Origin of the sequence: Bacillus sp. L75, assembly GCF_003676355.1 — a bacterium.
Taxonomy (GTDB): Bacteria; Bacillota; Bacilli; order Bacillales; family Bacillaceae; genus Bacillus; species Bacillus velezensis.
Map to the genome: position 1 here is coordinate 117,846 of NZ_ML064908.1, position 14,260 is coordinate 132,105.

Genomic DNA, 14,260 nt, shown 5'->3' on the forward strand with positions numbered 1-14,260 from the left:
TAATTTCTCCCTTTAAATATACTCACTCAGCTATCTAGCGATTTAAAAAATGTATCTATCCACTCCATACTTCTTTGTTTTTCTTAATCATAAAAAAGTCATATTCAGAAACATGGGTATTGTTAATAATTTTTTCAAGTCCTCTGATAGGAGTAGATTTTAATTTTTTTCCGTTTTTATAAGAGTAAGAATTAATCACATATTTCCCACCCTTGCTTATTTCTAACAAGAAAATTTTAGATTCGTCAAAATAAGTGAATTTTGCTTGGTTTTCAAATTTTGTCGACCTATTTAACGGAATTTTTTTTCCCGGCTTCATACTTTTCAAATCGAAAGTATAAAGTATTGAATTAGCTGCCAAATGATATAAAGTGTCATTTTTCACAAAAAAGTTATTAGTGGAAAGAGGAATTGCCAGTTGAGAAATTTCATCAGGGATATTATAACTGCCTAAAGGATATGCCCCTTTAAACTTTTTATGCTCTAAATCAATTTCTGCTACTTTGAATTGTACTTTGTTTGATTTATCCGTTTGGTTATATAGTATAAAAAAGGCTGAGCTTTTTTTAACTATTATTTGTGAATAAACACTCCAATTTTCTTCATTTAATATAGGAATTGTTGTTCCTTTCCCTACTGTAACTTTATCTTTATCTATTTTAATACCCTGAAAAGTCGGTGTTTTGATTGAAGAATCTTCATTTATCACGTAAATATATTCACCGTCATTACCAGTACTTGTATAGAAACCCGGAATAATCTTTTCATGAAATCCACTGCCGTTACCCCATCTAATTAAACTATTATAATGGTTTTCACCGACTCCTTGATTATTCAAAAAATAAAAGATATTTTCTTTTATTAAATGGCCTGATGATTGCCCATAACTTGTATGTACTTGATGCTGCATCGGGAATTTTTTAAAGTTATCACCTATCATATAAACTTCTTTTTTGTCCTGTCTAACTATGTTTTTTTCATCTTGTGCAATGGTTCCAACCTCAATAGCATCTCCTTTTACAGCTGTTGCTGCTCCTTTTTCATCAATGTATACAGTACAACTCCCATCTTTAGGATAATCTATTGTAGCTGAATAATATATAGCTGCAATTTTATCATTCAAGAAATACTTTTCCTTTTCTTTTTCAGTTTGTTTAACGTCAGAAACTGAATTAGTATATTTAAAAGTTCCAATACATATAAATATACCTATTAATACTATGACCGCAATTATAATAAGCCACTTAATCTTGTTCAAATATAATCTCTCTCCTTAAAATAATATGACTCCCTAAATAAACTTAGGGAGTGAAAATAATTCATCTAAATGTTTTAATAGTTTTTGTATAATTGGAATCTCTGATGTCTCTTGGATAGACGCCCATGCCTTTATCTTTATCCATATCTATACCAGCCTTTAGCTTAAAAGCTGACCATAATAGTTTTGAACAGTTTTTATCACCATAATGACTCGATTTTCTATTTGTTGCAAAATTATATGAATAACCATCCTTCCCAACCCTGCTATAACCCCAATTTACTGAATTATTTTTTTTAGAACTAGAAACTTTCACATTTTGAATTACAGCGTTTTTTTCGACCTTACGTTTCGATGAAGCTATTGCACGAACACCTTTTTTAGGGACCGATTCGACAATTTGATTTCCCTTATAGTACATACCGACATGTCCATGCGGAAGCCCAAAAGTAGATGCAGGTGTATAGTAAACATTACCTTTAGAGCTTGATCCTATAATTTTCGGCCCGCTATTCTTGCCCATTGTGCTCATTCTATTACTTTTATCTTCTTCTTTATCTAGCTTTTCTTGCTTCTTTAATTCAGTTTTAATTTCCTCTAAGATCTCATTAGATGTTTTATTATCTTGTTTAACTAGATCATTAACGGATTCAATTAATTTTTTTTTCGACAGATTCGGATTCATTTTCAATATGTAGTTTACTGTTTCTGAATTATACGAGTCCACAGCCTTAACACAAAATACTAAGGGAGTAACGATGCATAATATTGCAAAAAATTTCTGCATTTTCATACTTATTACCTCCAACCATTTGTTTATTCTCCTATATTTTAATTTATTATACAATTATTGTAATCACAACTTACGTACTGTATTTTCTCTATGGTTAATTATTTGTTTTGTCGCTAAAACTTTGACTTGAAGTACAGGAAAACGGATGAAGTTACGGAGAAGAAAGAAGTTGCCCAACATATCTTTTACATTCATTGTTTAATATGGAAGACAGTTATTGATAAGGCGGAGAAATCATGAGAAAAAAAGAATACTGTCCTTGGTTGCCTGTCGTTAGGCTTTCTCATTCATCGTCACGTCTGTATCGAACCCATGTTTTTTGCCCGATCAAAAAACCTTGCGGGAACGTTACCGCAAGGTTTTTATTAATCATTACTCTTTTCCGGCAGCGGCTTCCGCCTGTCCGCCTTTTAATTGATCGTTGATTGCTTTGGCGTCTTTCAAATACTCAGTCTTGAATCCGCTCTTCAGGGCCCACGCATAGAAGGCAAGGGCAACGATTGCGATCAGCCCCATATCCCAGCCGTACGGAATGATGTTCAGACCGCCGAATTTTTCACTTCCGAGCCATGAAATGACCATCATGCTGAGCAGATAGACAACCATCCAGACGCCGCCTTTAAAGTTTCTGCGGAATCCTTTCCACTTCGCTTTCGCTTGGTAGTAGAAATAAATCGGAAGGCCGATCAAAATGATAAACAGCACCTGCCCTGTTAACGGCCAGCGCGCCCAATACAGCACGAGAGACGCGAACACGAAGCCGAGCGGTGCAACCACGCTGAGGCCTTTCAGACGGAGAGGCCGGTACAAATCCGCCGCCGTCCGCCGCAGCGTCATCACCGTCACGGGACCCGTGATATAAGAAATCAGCGTCGCAACGGAAATGATTTCAGCAAGCACGCCCCATCCTCTGAATAAAAACAGAAAGATAAACGATACGACCAGGTTGAAAATCATCGCTTGGCGCGGCACGCCGTACAGCGGATGAAGCTTTCCGAAAATGCTCGGCATATATTTATTTTTTTCCATGCCGTAAATCATGCGTGACGTCGTAGCGGTATAAGTGATACCCGTTCCTGACGGAGATACGAACGCATCCGCATAAAGAATAATGACAAGCCAGTTGATATTCAATGCGATCGCCAAATCGGCAAATGGAGAGTTGAAGTTCAGGTGACTCCAGCCGTGAACGATCATGGAAGGTTCAACCGCACCGATAAATGCGATTTGCAATAGGACGTAAATGACGGTTGCGACCAGCAGCGAACCGACAACCGCAATCGGAATCGATTTGCCGGGATTTTTTGCTTCTCCGGCCATATTAATCGGGCTTTGAAACCCGTTAAACGCAAATACGATACCTGATGTGGCCACCGCCGTCAGCACGCTCGCCCAGCCGTTCGGCGCAATGCTTGAACCGGATGTGAAGTTTCCGCCGTGAAAACCGGTAAACAGCAGCGCTCCGATTGTCAGCCCCGGAATAATGATTTTAAAGATGGTAATCAATGAATTCGCTTTTGAAAATAAGTTAACTGTCCAATAATTCAGTAAAAAGTAAATAATCAGTAATACGGATGCGAAGCCGAGCCCCTCTCCCGTAAGAGTGCCGTTGTGAACGAGATTGCTTGTCCATTTTGCCCATTCCCACGGCCATGAGCTCATGTATTGAACAGACGCAACCGCTTCCACCGGAATAACGGAAACAATCGCAATCCAGTTTGCCCATCCTGCGATAAATCCAATAAATGATCCATGAGAATATTGAGTATATTTTACCATTCCCCCGGCTTCCGGGAACATTGAACCCAATTCACTGTAAGAAAGTGCGATAAACAAAATAACGATCATACCGATAATCCAGGAAATAATTGCGGCAGGTCCCGCAATCTGAGCCGCCCGCCACGCCCCGAATAACCAGCCGGAGCCAATCATCGACCCAAGTCCGACCATCATGAGTGCAAACGTTCCCATTCTGCGATGTAATTGATTCATAAAGTTAACACCTTTCAATTAAAATATGACTCCAGCGCTATCATATATTTATAATATTATTCTGAAAATAGTTTTGTCAATCTTTATCGCATTAAAGCAGAAAGCCAAAATTACCCTTCCGATGTTTAAACAGCCGTTAAGCGGGAATAACTACTGCAAGCCAGAAATAGAAAGGAGTTTTTATCGTGAAACAAAAACTGCTCATTTCAGGACTTGCCGTGTCGACTGTCGGAGTGACTTCCTACCTGCTCAAAGATAAATCCAACCGCCAAAAGGTGATGAACTTTATCCGCAATATGAAAACATCGCTCTCCGGGAAGCAGGATATTGAATCATTCCCCGTCAACAAAGCAGGCAACCCGCATCCCGAAGATATTGAAGATAACAAAATGGTATCCGAAGGCTCCATGTACCCGGTTCAATATTATGATGACAAGAAGAAATAGTCTGTTCCCGGGCTGCCCGGCCGTATCAAACGGCGGCAGCTTTTTTTATGCAGACGGCGTTTGATAGATCCGCCAATATTGGCGCGATCCTTTCTCCCGCACGGTAATGCCCAGTTTGGATATTTCCGCTTTCAGCTCTTTCGCATCAGCCTTTTCCTCCTCTTTCAGCGCCTTTTCTCTCGCTTTAAAAAGAGCATTTGCCCCTGGCTCCAAATCCGGCGTGTCCGGCACCCACCGTTTGTATTCTTCTTTAAAAGGATCTTCCGTCCCCAGCCAGACATACCCATGCGCGCGAAACGCATCAGCCGCTTTTTCAACCGCGGGCTCAAGCTTCTCCCGAAAAAGCTCCTGCCCTTCAGTCCCCAATAAGACAAGATGCTTTTCATCCGTAAACACACCGGAAATGCTGTCTTTCGAAAACACGCTTTCTTCATTATATATGGTTAAGGACACCTCGCTGTCCGTCACGACCGCCGTAAGACATTCTTTAAAAACAGTCCGCGTCAGCCACATTCCCCCGATTAAGCCGATAACGGCGGTTGCAGCCGCAGCCTTCCATCCGTGAAAAGAAGCGATCATTTCCAGCGGCCCGATAACAGGCAGCCAATCCAATGTTACGGCCCACTTCGCAATGACCGGCAGAAACCATCCGATGACCAGCCCCAATAATGGCGGCATCAGAAAAACCAAAGCTTTTTCAACCGATGACAACTCAAGAACCGTCTGTTTTTTTATTTCGTTCATGTTTCTCCTCCGTCTGTGTTTTTCACAACTATCCATTATACAAAGGGTTGGATGATTCTGTAAACTGTTTCCGAAACAATAAAAAGCCTCCCGGCCGCCGGGAGGCTTTTTAAAACAGGAGCTCATATACTTCATTCAATTCCATCGTGCGCTTCTCATCCTGCTCGTTCTCAGCATATTTGATTTCCTTTTCAAGCACCTGATTCAGCGCATCCATTTCCAGATCATTTAGATCTTTCACAAACTCGCCCTCATTTGCATAATGCTTCACCTGAAGCTTTTTATAAATCCCCCGGCACACATCATGCTCCAAGTGGTTCGAAAGCGACTCGCGCAAATATCCGAGTGTCCTGTCCATCATGTAAGCCCTCCCTTTTCTTTAAGAATAGCTTCCCGGAAAGAGAGAAAAACTATACATGAAAGCACCGGGCGGCTGTTTTAACTCTGTACCTGAATGGAGAAAAACCCGCTGCTTAACGGAGTGTACGGCCCGTTCAGCCCCGTTGCGGAGAAAGAGAATGTTCCTGAACTGACATAAGAAAGAGGAACACTGTAATATTTAATATAGCCTGTAACGATATTGCCGTTTTTCGTATATTCATCTTCCAGCGCTTTTGACGTAAGATTTGTAATATTCGTTCCGTTGTTAAACGCCTGGATCGTGTTATTGTTCGGATACCCTTGGAAATATACGGCTAAATAACCCGTTGTACCCTTCATCGGTTTTGATGCGCTGATTTGGTTCGGCCCGATATTTTCCCATTGGTAACTCTGACCGTCAGACGTCACACCGATAATACGGATTTGTGTTAAAGCAGGAGCCGGCGCCGCAGACGCTGATGGAGCCCACAACCCGCTCACAAGCAACAAAACAGCGGCGGCCGCCGCGAATAGCATAACGAGTCTCTTTTTCATGTTTCTTCCCCCTCTTATTCTTTTCGTAGAATCCTATACTATTTTACACGATTTACAAGGAAAAAGATTACATTTTATAAAAGAGTCCGGAACACTTTGTGAACTAGATATGAAACGCTCTTGAAACGCCGTTGATCATGAGAAAGATGCCGCAGATTCTTAACACGACTCTCGAACTTCTGTCATCTTTACCGAAAAAGGTTTTTCCGAGCCGCCCGATCCATACGTTCATTGCAACTCCCGCGAGCAATTCTATGATTCCGATCATTTCTGCCATATACAAAGCAGCCACCCTTCTAACCGTTTTTTTTCATATGACGGCTTATCATATAAAGTGATAAGACCAATGACGCTGCACCGACAGCAAGAAACAGGCTCAGCGGCACGATCTGCATGCTGCCTCCGCCATTGTTTTGAAATGCGCCGATCGCCCATTTTTCAGGAGTAAACAACGACAGCATGCGCATGTACTCCGGAGCCGCGTCTAATGTGAAGAAAGCCCCTCCCAATAAACCCGTGACAGCTATAAAAACGGAAGCAAGCGACGTGAATTGCTTTTGGCTCTTCATGAACGGTATCACGGCCATCGTTACAGCAGTCAGCGCAAACGAGCAGGCCGCAAGCACCGCTCCCGCAGCAAAAACATGATCAGCAAAACGGATATGCAGCATGAATGTTCCGGCAGCGAGGATCACGATAATATGGAGAAGTCCGAAAAGATACGCCGCCGCAAACTTAGAGATTGCATATGCCGTATAGGAAACGGGCGTGCTCAGCAATCTGTCATATGTATGATTTTCTTGTTCATCTATAAATGATCGCAGGCTTTGGACTGCAACGAACCAGATAAACATCACTAAAAATCCGATAAGTCTGTCGGCTGCCTGTCCGCCTTCATAAACGTGATGGCGGTCAACATTGACGGCGGAATGACCCTGAATATCCTTCAAGAGATCAGCTGCCGCCTGCTTCCCGTCGGTGTGCAGCGTGCGGGATATCACTTTTGCATCGCGGACTATTTTTTTCAGCTCGCCCGCCTGCTGCGCAATCAGCTGCTCTGTCAAAACAGCATCACCCTTTTCTTCATTCTGAATAAATGAAACGTTCAATTCATCTCCGGAAAATAATGTCTCTTCAAAATGAGAGCCGATCAGCAATCCAAAGGATATATCCTGATGATGAACCTTTGTTTTTAATACATCCTCCGTGACCTTCGTGACTTTTATATGGCCGGCTTTCTGAATCATTTTCATAAATTGCGCTGAATAGGCGCTCTGATCCTCATCAGCTACATATACTTCCTTCTGCTGACTGCCATCCGCAGAAAAGGAAAAGAAATATGTGAGAAGGAGCGGGGCGGAAATCGTCGCAAAGATGGCAGCCCGATTTTGCAGCATCAGTTTCAGCTGATGTCTGATCATGAATAACAGCTGCGTCATGAAACAGCCTCCTTCCGTTTAAACACCCAGATGGTCAAACATAAAAACACGGCGCCGATGGCGGCAAGCTCTGCCAAATCCGTCGAAATACCGCTCAGACCGGCATGCTGCGTGACACTGACATAGCTGTTGATCGCTTTGCCGTTCGGTATCAGCTCCTGCACGATTTTCAAACTGTCAGGCAAGCCGTCTTTTGCGATAAAGCTTCCGCCTAAAAAACTGAATCCGTATAAAATGGGAGCCGCCATGCTTGAGACGGTCTCGTGGTTTTTTGCAGTAAACCCCCAAAGAAGCACGATACTGCCGATCGCAAATGAATAAACGATCGTAACCAGCAATATTTCAAACAAATTGCCCCATTTTACCTGATACAAGATGCTGCTTGCGATGATGACGGCAGCCATTTGCATAAGGATGGCAAGCATGATTCCCAAAAGCTTACCCGCCACATACTGGATACGTAAAACAGGCATTGATTTGATTCTGAATAACGTGTGCTGCTGTCTCTCTTCCACTATCCCGTGAATGAGCGCAAACGCGGTCATAATGGAGAACATGACGACCATTGCGATTGAATAATACTGCATCGCATCAATCGGAGCCGCATGATTGCCGGCCGACTGTTTCGGAATGGTGACAGCCTGTTCACGTTCACCCGAAAGGCCGCTGATGATTTTGCTGGCATCTCCCTTTGACAGATGTCCCGACTTCTTCAGCACCGCTTTTTCTTCACCGATCTCCGCTTTTACTCTGGTGACAAACGAATCAGCCATCATTTCCACAATGTCTCCGTTTACAGAGCCTTGTTGGTCCGAGATGACTTTGATACTTGTTTTTTCATTGTGTTCTGCCGCTTTTGCAAAGCCTTTCGGCACGTATACAAAAACGGAGACTTTGCCGCTTTCGACAAGCTGTTTCCCTTCTTGGAAACTGCCTATGTCTTTTACACGGATGAGATCAGTTTGTTTCAGCACGTCATTCTTTAATACGTCGCCCAAAGAACTCTCCGCGTGATCCGCATTATAAAACGCGGTCTGAAACGGCTTCACTTTCGAATCGCCGTGAAAAACCGTTCCTAAAATAAAAATCATCAGTGCCGGAAACAGAATCAGTTTTATATAGAAAGACTTTGCTCCGGCCAATAACCGAAAATCTAATAAGATCAGCCTGAATAATATTTTCATGACGCCCCCTATGAATCCCGCAGCGTTTTGCCGGTGAGCCGGAGGAAAATGCTTTCCAGATTGGCTTCCTCGAAATGAATGCCTTTAATGGTGATACCAGTTTTCCTGATATCATCCGCAATATCAAGGATATTGCGATCTGCCGCAGAGACGAGCATCGTAATGGTCTGCTGGCTGACAGCAGCCTCGGCAACACCGGGAATGCGGCGGATTTTTTTAACGGCGTCATCATTCAGCCCCTCTGCATTCACGATCAGGGTATCAGAGGCTTTGGCTGACTGCTTCAATTCATCTTTCGTCCCGCAGGCAATGATTGAGCCGTGATCCATGATCGCCGCTTTTTCACAGAGGTATTCGACCTCTTCCATGTAATGACTCGTGTAGATGACGGTCATCCCTTTTTCTTGATTTAACGTCTTCACGGTTTCAAGAATGTGGTGTCTGGATTGCGGATCAATTCCGACGGTCGGTTCATCTAAAATGAATAGTTTCGGTTCATTCATTAGCGCGGCCCCGATATTCACCCGTCTTTTCATGCCGCCTGAAAACTCAGATATCCTTTGATTTCGCTGTTCCTGTAATTCGATGATGTCCAGCACTTCATCAACCCGTTTACAAAGTTCCTTACCGGAAAGTCCGTACAGACTCCCGAAAAAAGCCAAATTATCCTTTGCGCTTAACGCTTGATATAAAGCGATTTCCTGCGGGACGACTCCCATCACTTTTTTTATGGCCGCAGGCTGCTCCTGTAATGAGGTTCCGTCAATGCAGATTGTTCCGCCCGTCGGCGGGAGCACGGTGCTGATCATCGACACCGTTGTTGATTTACCGGCGCCGTTTGGTCCCAGGAGACCGAATATCTCTCCTTTTTCGACGCGCAGTGATATATGATTGACAGCGGTAAAATCGCCGTACTTCTTTGTCAAATCCGTTAATTCGAGCATTCGTGCAGCACTCCTTGTGTCATGTCTGCACTTATTCTACTCTTGGCGATCCTTGTTTTCTATTCACTTTCGTACTCGATATGGGTATTACTTTCGTCATATGTTTAGTGATAAAAAGGGAGAGAGGAGGGTGAAGCGGGGTTATAGCAATTTTTGCAAATATAAGGTAAGCTCGGTTCTGTTTGACACTTCAAGTTTATCGAGGATTCTGGATACATAGTTTTTCACAGTGCCTTCAGTCAGAAATAAGTCTGCGGCAATGCGTTTATTGCTTTTGCCTTCCATAATGTGTTTCGCCACATCAAGCTCTCTCGGCGTGAGAATCTCCTTCAGCTTTGACCGCGGCTCTTTCTGCACCGCAGGGATCTCCATATTGTTCAGCGCTTTTACGACGGAAACCGTGATTTTGGGATTCAGCATCATCTTGCCTTCATAAACGGCTTGAAGGGAGGCGGTAATTTCATCTGAATCAGCATCCTTCAAGAGATAGCCGTCGGCTCCGCTTTTCAGCCCGGCAAAAATATAGTGATCATCTTCAAACGTTGTCAGAATGATGACTTTTACGGACGGATATCGCGCTTTTACCGCTTTTGTCGTTTCGATTCCGTCCATACCGGGCATTCTGATATCCATCAAAATCACATCGGTTTCGGTTTGAGAAAGCAGCCGGAGAACCTCTTCGCCGCAAGAAGCCTCTCCCGATATTTGAATTCCTTCATGAAGACTCAGAATCATTTTCAGCCCCTCTCTCACAATGGACTGGTCGTCTGCAATCATGACATTCACTTGATTATTCCTCCTTGCATGGAATCCTTATTTTCACGTCAAAACCCATTTTCTTCCCAGACGAGAAAACAGCCTCTCCGCCAAGTGCGGCTGCTCTTTTCTCAATTCCTTTCAGACCATTTGATTTTATGATCGTTCCGCAGGCTGAGCCGTTATTATGAATATGCGCCAATATCATGTTTCGGTTTTTTTGAATCCGGACAGAAACATATGAAGCATGCCCATGTTTTATCGCATTCGTAATCGTTTCCTGAACGGATTGATAAAGACATTGCTTCACATCCGGCTGTTCCGCTTCTATGGCCGCGTCCGTCTCCAGCTCGAAGCGTATGCCTCCCGCCTCTTGAAAATGGCTGAAAATGTCACGGAGCTCTTGCTCAAATCCCCGCCCCGGCAAAGAGCCCTGCAGCAGCATAACGGCCTGGCGAAGCTTTAAAATGGATTCTTTCGTAAGATCATGCGCCTTATGAATGATCTGCTTCACTTTGTCCGGCTGATGCCCGGCTGTCTTCCCGGCAAATTCCAAATTCATTTTCAGAGCAGCCAGATAATGACCGAGAGAATCATGCAGCTCCTGCGCAATTCTAGTTCTTTCTTTCGTAACGGCCAGTTCCTCAATCCGGTCTGAATATTCCTTCAGTGTGTCATTAGCGATCTTCAGCTCTCGGTTCAGCAATTCAACCTTCGACTTCTCCTGCAGGTTTTTCCGATATAAATAAATCACCGCAAACATGATGAAGTATGGCGGCACGATATCACTGACACCCGCTCCGCCGGCGTATAAAGCTGCGGCAAATGCGGCGGCATTCATCGTTAACAAAACAGCCGAAATCTGCTTATCAGTAATAAGCACCTCCGCCAATAAAAGCACCATTACGGCCTGTGCCCCCACACTATAGACATTGTACAAAAGAACTCCCGCGATAACGCTGCTCAGGAGAAAAGAGACTTGATATACAGCCGGCCTTCTCTTCATATATAGCGGCCGCAGGCAGTCATTAGCCGTCAGCATAATCACGAGCACAGACAAAAAAACCTTCAGCTCCCCCCGGCCGGGAGGAAGCTGAAGAATCGCATGAAAGATTGATAGTAATGCAAAACCCCTGATCAGTAACTTCGTATGTGCAATCTTCATCGAATTCTCCTTACAAATGAGCGGCGGCTTTCCGCTCCACGTTCAGCACATCATACAGCTCATCAAGCGAATGAATTTCATGCGTCGGGATGATCTCGGACTCATTTGCTTTCTTTCCGGGATTAAACCAGCACGTATCAATTCCCGCCATCTGACCGCCTTTTATGTCCGCGCTCAGTGAATCGCCGATAATAAGTCCGCCCTCGGCAGAAAAACCGGGAATTCTCGCAAACACGTAATCAAAGTATTCCTTCATCGGCTTTTGAAAACCCGTGTCCTCAGATACAAACACATCTTTAAAGAACGGATACAGACCGGAGTCGCCCAGCCGCTTATATTGTGATCTTGAGACGCCGTTCGTCACGATGTATAAATCAAATAAAGGACTCAGCCGTTCAATCAGCTCATAAGCTCCGTCTATCATCTGGTGCCCTTCTTCTAAGTATTGGCGGTACGCCTGATTCATCAGCACGCCGTCGGCTTCGAGGCCGTATTCTTTAAACAAAAGGGCAAACCGTGTATTGACCACTTCATCGCGGGTCATTTCCCCCTCTTCAAACGCCTTCCACAGCCCTTGATTTAACGCTTTATAACGGGCTTCCACCTCTGCCGTCAGCTCCAGCTTTGAACCTTGAAACAATTTTTGAAGAGCATCGGTTTCTGAAGCGGTAAAATCCAGCAGCGTATTGTCTATATCAAATAATAACGTACGGTAATGACTCATCGATGTTTCCCCCGGTTCTGCTTTTTTTAACCAGTATACCACTCGCGGACAAGCCGAAAAAGACACCCCTGTAAGAGAGTGTCTTTTTGAATTATACAGCGTCTTCTATTTTCGATTTTTCACCAGGCATGCGCTTGCCGATACCGAACGCATAATAGCTGACCGTCACAATCGCCAGGAAAATCACCCCGACAACCAACGAAATCCGCGTATCTTTGTTAAACCACATGCCGATCAATACCATGAGTAAGAAAGCGATCGTCAAATAGTTTGTAAACGGCGCAAAAGGCATTTTAAACGGATGCTTATCAAGCTCAGCGCCCTTCGCTCTTCTGAAACCGAGATGGCTGATTAAAATGACGAACCACGGAATCATTCCCGGCAGCACACTCGCGCTGTACACATAGACAAAAATTTTCGGAGGCGCGATGTAGTTCAGCACGACACCGATCACAAGTCCGATTAATACGGCAAACGTACCGAATATCGGCACACCGCTCGAAGAAACTTTCTTAAAGAATTTCGGGGCCTGTCCGTTCACGCCCAATGTATAAAGCATGCGTCCCGCACTGAATATCCCGCTGTTGCATCCGGACATCGCAGCGGTAATCACAACAAAGTTAATCAAACCGGCCGCCGCCGTAATCCCGACTTTCGCAAATGTCGAAACAAACGGACTGCCGAGTGAGTGAAGCTCATTCCACGGATATACGGTAACGATTACGAAAATCGCACCGATGTAGAAAATTAAAATCCGCCAAATAATACTCTGAATCGCGCTTCGCAGCGTTTTTTGCGGGTCCTTCGCTTCCCCTGCCGTAATCCCGATCAGTTCGACCCCTTGATAGGCCGCAACGACCAAAGACAAGGCAAAGAAAAATCCTGAAAAACCATTCGTAAAGAAACCGCCGTGCGACCATAAATTAGATAATCCGATCGCATGCCCTCCGTTACCGAAACCGAAGAAAATAATTCCGATTCCGGCCACAATCATCAGAATAATGGTGACGATTTTGATCATGGCAAACCAAAATTCAAACTCACCGAAAGATTTTACCGAAATTAAATTCGCCGCACCGAGAATGGCCATGGCGATAATGCCGGGAATCCATGCCGGCAGATCAGGAAACCAATATTTCATATACGAACCGACGGCGATAATTTCAGACATCCCGACGATCACCCATTGAAACCAGTTGCTCCACGCCGTCATATAGCCGGCTAACGGATGTATATACTTATGGCCGAACGTCGCAAACGACCCTGTACTCGGCTCTACATAGAGCATTTCGCCCATCGCACGCATGATAAAAAAGATAAAGATACCCGAGATCGCATAAGCCAGCAGGACAGACGGCCCGGTCCATCCGATCGTGCTGGATGACCCCATGAATAAACCGACACCGATCGTGCCGCCCAGCGCAATCATCTGTATATGACGCGCGCCTAAGCCTCTCTTTAATTCTTTGTTTGCCACTTCGCTTCCTCCTCTTAACAGCTCTGATATATGTGAAATAATGAAGCAGAAGGTGCACCTGTTGAACCTAACTCACTCTTCATTTCCCGCAATATTAGAAATATTCTATCTTTCTATTGTTATATAATCTCCAATTTCCTTATTTCATCATAATAAATTTCCGTGGAAAATACAATTGTTTTTTTCAGGTAAACACCTTGCACCCTAAATCAACAAACTAAAAATAAAGCGCTTTCATTTTTGTTGAATTATGAATATTGAGATAATAAATGCTGCAGCCTCCGAGAAACAGGATGTCCCTGGAGAAACATGTTCCGCCCCCTATTCAATATTATTTTTGCTAAGCAGAATGGCGTAAAGCCTTCCCCTCTTCCATTCTCCCTTGTATACGCCATAATCCTGCTTAACTCGGCAAAAATCATG

General features: G+C 44.0%; 15 protein-coding genes. 1 reads left to right on the forward strand and 14 read right to left on the reverse strand.

Features of this window, described 5'->3' with window-relative positions; all coding sequences use genetic code 11:
• Positions 1–55: 55 nt before the first annotated feature.
• The 3 genes from D5S11_RS14020 to D5S11_RS14030 form a co-directional block, all read right to left on the reverse strand.
• Positions 56–1,258 carry a hypothetical protein gene (locus D5S11_RS14020; RefSeq protein WP_047935148.1) on the reverse strand — a complete coding sequence of 401 codons (1,203 nt, stop codon included), beginning with the start codon at positions 1,256–1,258 and terminating at the stop codon, positions 56–58.
• Positions 1,259–1,319: 61 nt separating this feature from the next.
• The gene (locus D5S11_RS14025) at positions 1,320–2,051 is read right to left on the reverse strand and encodes a hypothetical protein (protein ID WP_108725188.1); all 732 of its coding nucleotides are present in this window, start codon (positions 2,049–2,051) and stop codon (positions 1,320–1,322) included.
• A gap of 372 nt (positions 2,052–2,423) precedes the next feature.
• Positions 2,424–4,043, reverse strand: a complete 1,620-nt coding sequence (locus tag D5S11_RS14030; protein WP_007408992.1) for a glutamate/serine transporter AimA — start codon at positions 4,041–4,043, stop codon at positions 2,424–2,426.
• A gap of 185 nt (positions 4,044–4,228) precedes the next feature.
• Between D5S11_RS14030 and D5S11_RS14035 the strand changes: the two genes are divergently transcribed.
• Complete coding sequence (locus D5S11_RS14035) at positions 4,229–4,489, forward strand: hypothetical protein (protein ID WP_003156732.1); 261 nt, start codon at positions 4,229–4,231, stop codon at positions 4,487–4,489.
• 45 nt (positions 4,490–4,534) lie between these two features.
• Here D5S11_RS14035 and D5S11_RS14040 read toward each other — a convergent pair whose 3' ends face one another.
• The 11 genes from D5S11_RS14040 to D5S11_RS14090 form a co-directional block, all read right to left on the reverse strand.
• Complete coding sequence (locus tag D5S11_RS14040) at positions 4,535–5,233, reverse strand: YqeB family protein (RefSeq protein ID WP_020953865.1); 699 nt, start codon at positions 5,231–5,233, stop codon at positions 4,535–4,537.
• Positions 5,234–5,342: 109 nt separating this feature from the next.
• A complete protein-coding gene (locus D5S11_RS14045) occupies positions 5,343–5,591 on the reverse strand; it encodes a sigma-G-dependent sporulation-specific acid-soluble spore protein CsgA (protein WP_007408989.1) in 249 nt (82 codons plus the stop codon).
• Between the two features lie 80 nt (positions 5,592–5,671).
• Positions 5,672–6,148, reverse strand: coding sequence for a DUF4879 domain-containing protein (locus tag D5S11_RS14050; protein WP_007408988.1), 477 nt, complete (start codon positions 6,146–6,148; stop codon positions 5,672–5,674).
• Positions 6,149–6,251: 103 nt separating this feature from the next.
• Positions 6,252–6,431: a hypothetical protein gene (locus tag D5S11_RS14055; RefSeq protein ID WP_032865246.1), complete on the reverse strand. Its 180-nt coding sequence runs from the start codon at positions 6,429–6,431 to the stop codon at positions 6,252–6,254.
• A gap of 13 nt (positions 6,432–6,444) precedes the next feature.
• On the reverse strand, positions 6,445–7,587 hold the full coding sequence (locus D5S11_RS14060) for an ABC transporter permease (RefSeq protein ID WP_047935145.1): 1,143 nt from the start codon (positions 7,585–7,587) through the stop codon (positions 6,445–6,447).
• Entirely contained in the window at positions 7,584–8,771 is a 1,188-nt protein-coding gene (locus tag D5S11_RS14065) for an ABC transporter permease (RefSeq protein WP_106080133.1), read from the reverse strand. Before D5S11_RS14065 ends, D5S11_RS14060 begins: the two co-directional genes overlap by 4 nt.
• 8 nt (positions 8,772–8,779) lie before the next feature.
• The gene (locus tag D5S11_RS14070) at positions 8,780–9,715 is read right to left on the reverse strand and encodes an ABC transporter ATP-binding protein (RefSeq protein WP_007408984.1); all 936 of its coding nucleotides are present in this window, start codon (positions 9,713–9,715) and stop codon (positions 8,780–8,782) included.
• Between the two features lie 141 nt (positions 9,716–9,856).
• Positions 9,857–10,501 carry a response regulator gene (locus D5S11_RS14075; protein ID WP_025853817.1) on the reverse strand — a complete coding sequence of 215 codons (645 nt, stop codon included), beginning with the start codon at positions 10,499–10,501 and terminating at the stop codon, positions 9,857–9,859.
• A gap of 4 nt (positions 10,502–10,505) precedes the next feature.
• Complete coding sequence (locus D5S11_RS14080) at positions 10,506–11,636, reverse strand: sensor histidine kinase (protein WP_020955250.1); 1,131 nt, start codon at positions 11,634–11,636, stop codon at positions 10,506–10,508.
• A gap of 10 nt (positions 11,637–11,646) precedes the next feature.
• Entirely contained in the window at positions 11,647–12,360 is a 714-nt protein-coding gene (locus D5S11_RS14085; protein ID WP_047935143.1) for a YjjG family noncanonical pyrimidine nucleotidase, read from the reverse strand.
• A 91-nt stretch (positions 12,361–12,451) separates the two neighbouring features.
• Complete coding sequence (locus tag D5S11_RS14090) at positions 12,452–13,837, reverse strand: amino acid permease (protein WP_015416703.1); 1,386 nt, start codon at positions 13,835–13,837, stop codon at positions 12,452–12,454.
• Between the last annotated feature and the right edge of the window lie 423 nt (positions 13,838–14,260).

Bases quoted from the DNA above. Each gene is read 5' to 3' on its own strand.
- D5S11_RS14025 (WP_108725188.1), bottom strand. From the start codon at position 2,051: ATGAAAATGCAGAAATTTTTTGCAATATTATGCATCGTTACTCCCTTA.
- D5S11_RS14030 (WP_007408992.1), bottom strand. From the start codon at position 4,043: ATGAATCAATTACATCGCAGAATGGGAACGTTTGCACTCATGATGGTC.
- D5S11_RS14040 (WP_020953865.1), bottom strand. From the start codon at position 5,233: ATGAACGAAATAAAAAAACAGACGGTTCTTGAGTTGTCATCGGTTGAA.
- D5S11_RS14045 (WP_007408989.1), bottom strand. From the start codon at position 5,591: ATGGACAGGACACTCGGATATTTGCGCGAGTCGCTTTCGAACCACTTG.
- D5S11_RS14050 (WP_007408988.1), bottom strand. From the start codon at position 6,148: ATGAAAAAGAGACTCGTTATGCTATTCGCGGCGGCCGCCGCTGTTTTG.
- D5S11_RS14060 (WP_047935145.1), bottom strand. From the start codon at position 7,587: ATGACGCAGCTGTTATTCATGATCAGACATCAGCTGAAACTGATGCTG.
- D5S11_RS14065 (WP_106080133.1), bottom strand. From the start codon at position 8,771: ATGAAAATATTATTCAGGCTGATCTTATTAGATTTTCGGTTATTGGCC.
- D5S11_RS14070 (WP_007408984.1), bottom strand. From the start codon at position 9,715: ATGCTCGAATTAACGGATTTGACAAAGAAGTACGGCGATTTTACCGCT.
- D5S11_RS14080 (WP_020955250.1), bottom strand. From the start codon at position 11,636: ATGAAGATTGCACATACGAAGTTACTGATCAGGGGTTTTGCATTACTA.
- D5S11_RS14085 (WP_047935143.1), bottom strand. From the start codon at position 12,360: ATGAGTCATTACCGTACGTTATTATTTGATATAGACAATACGCTGCTG.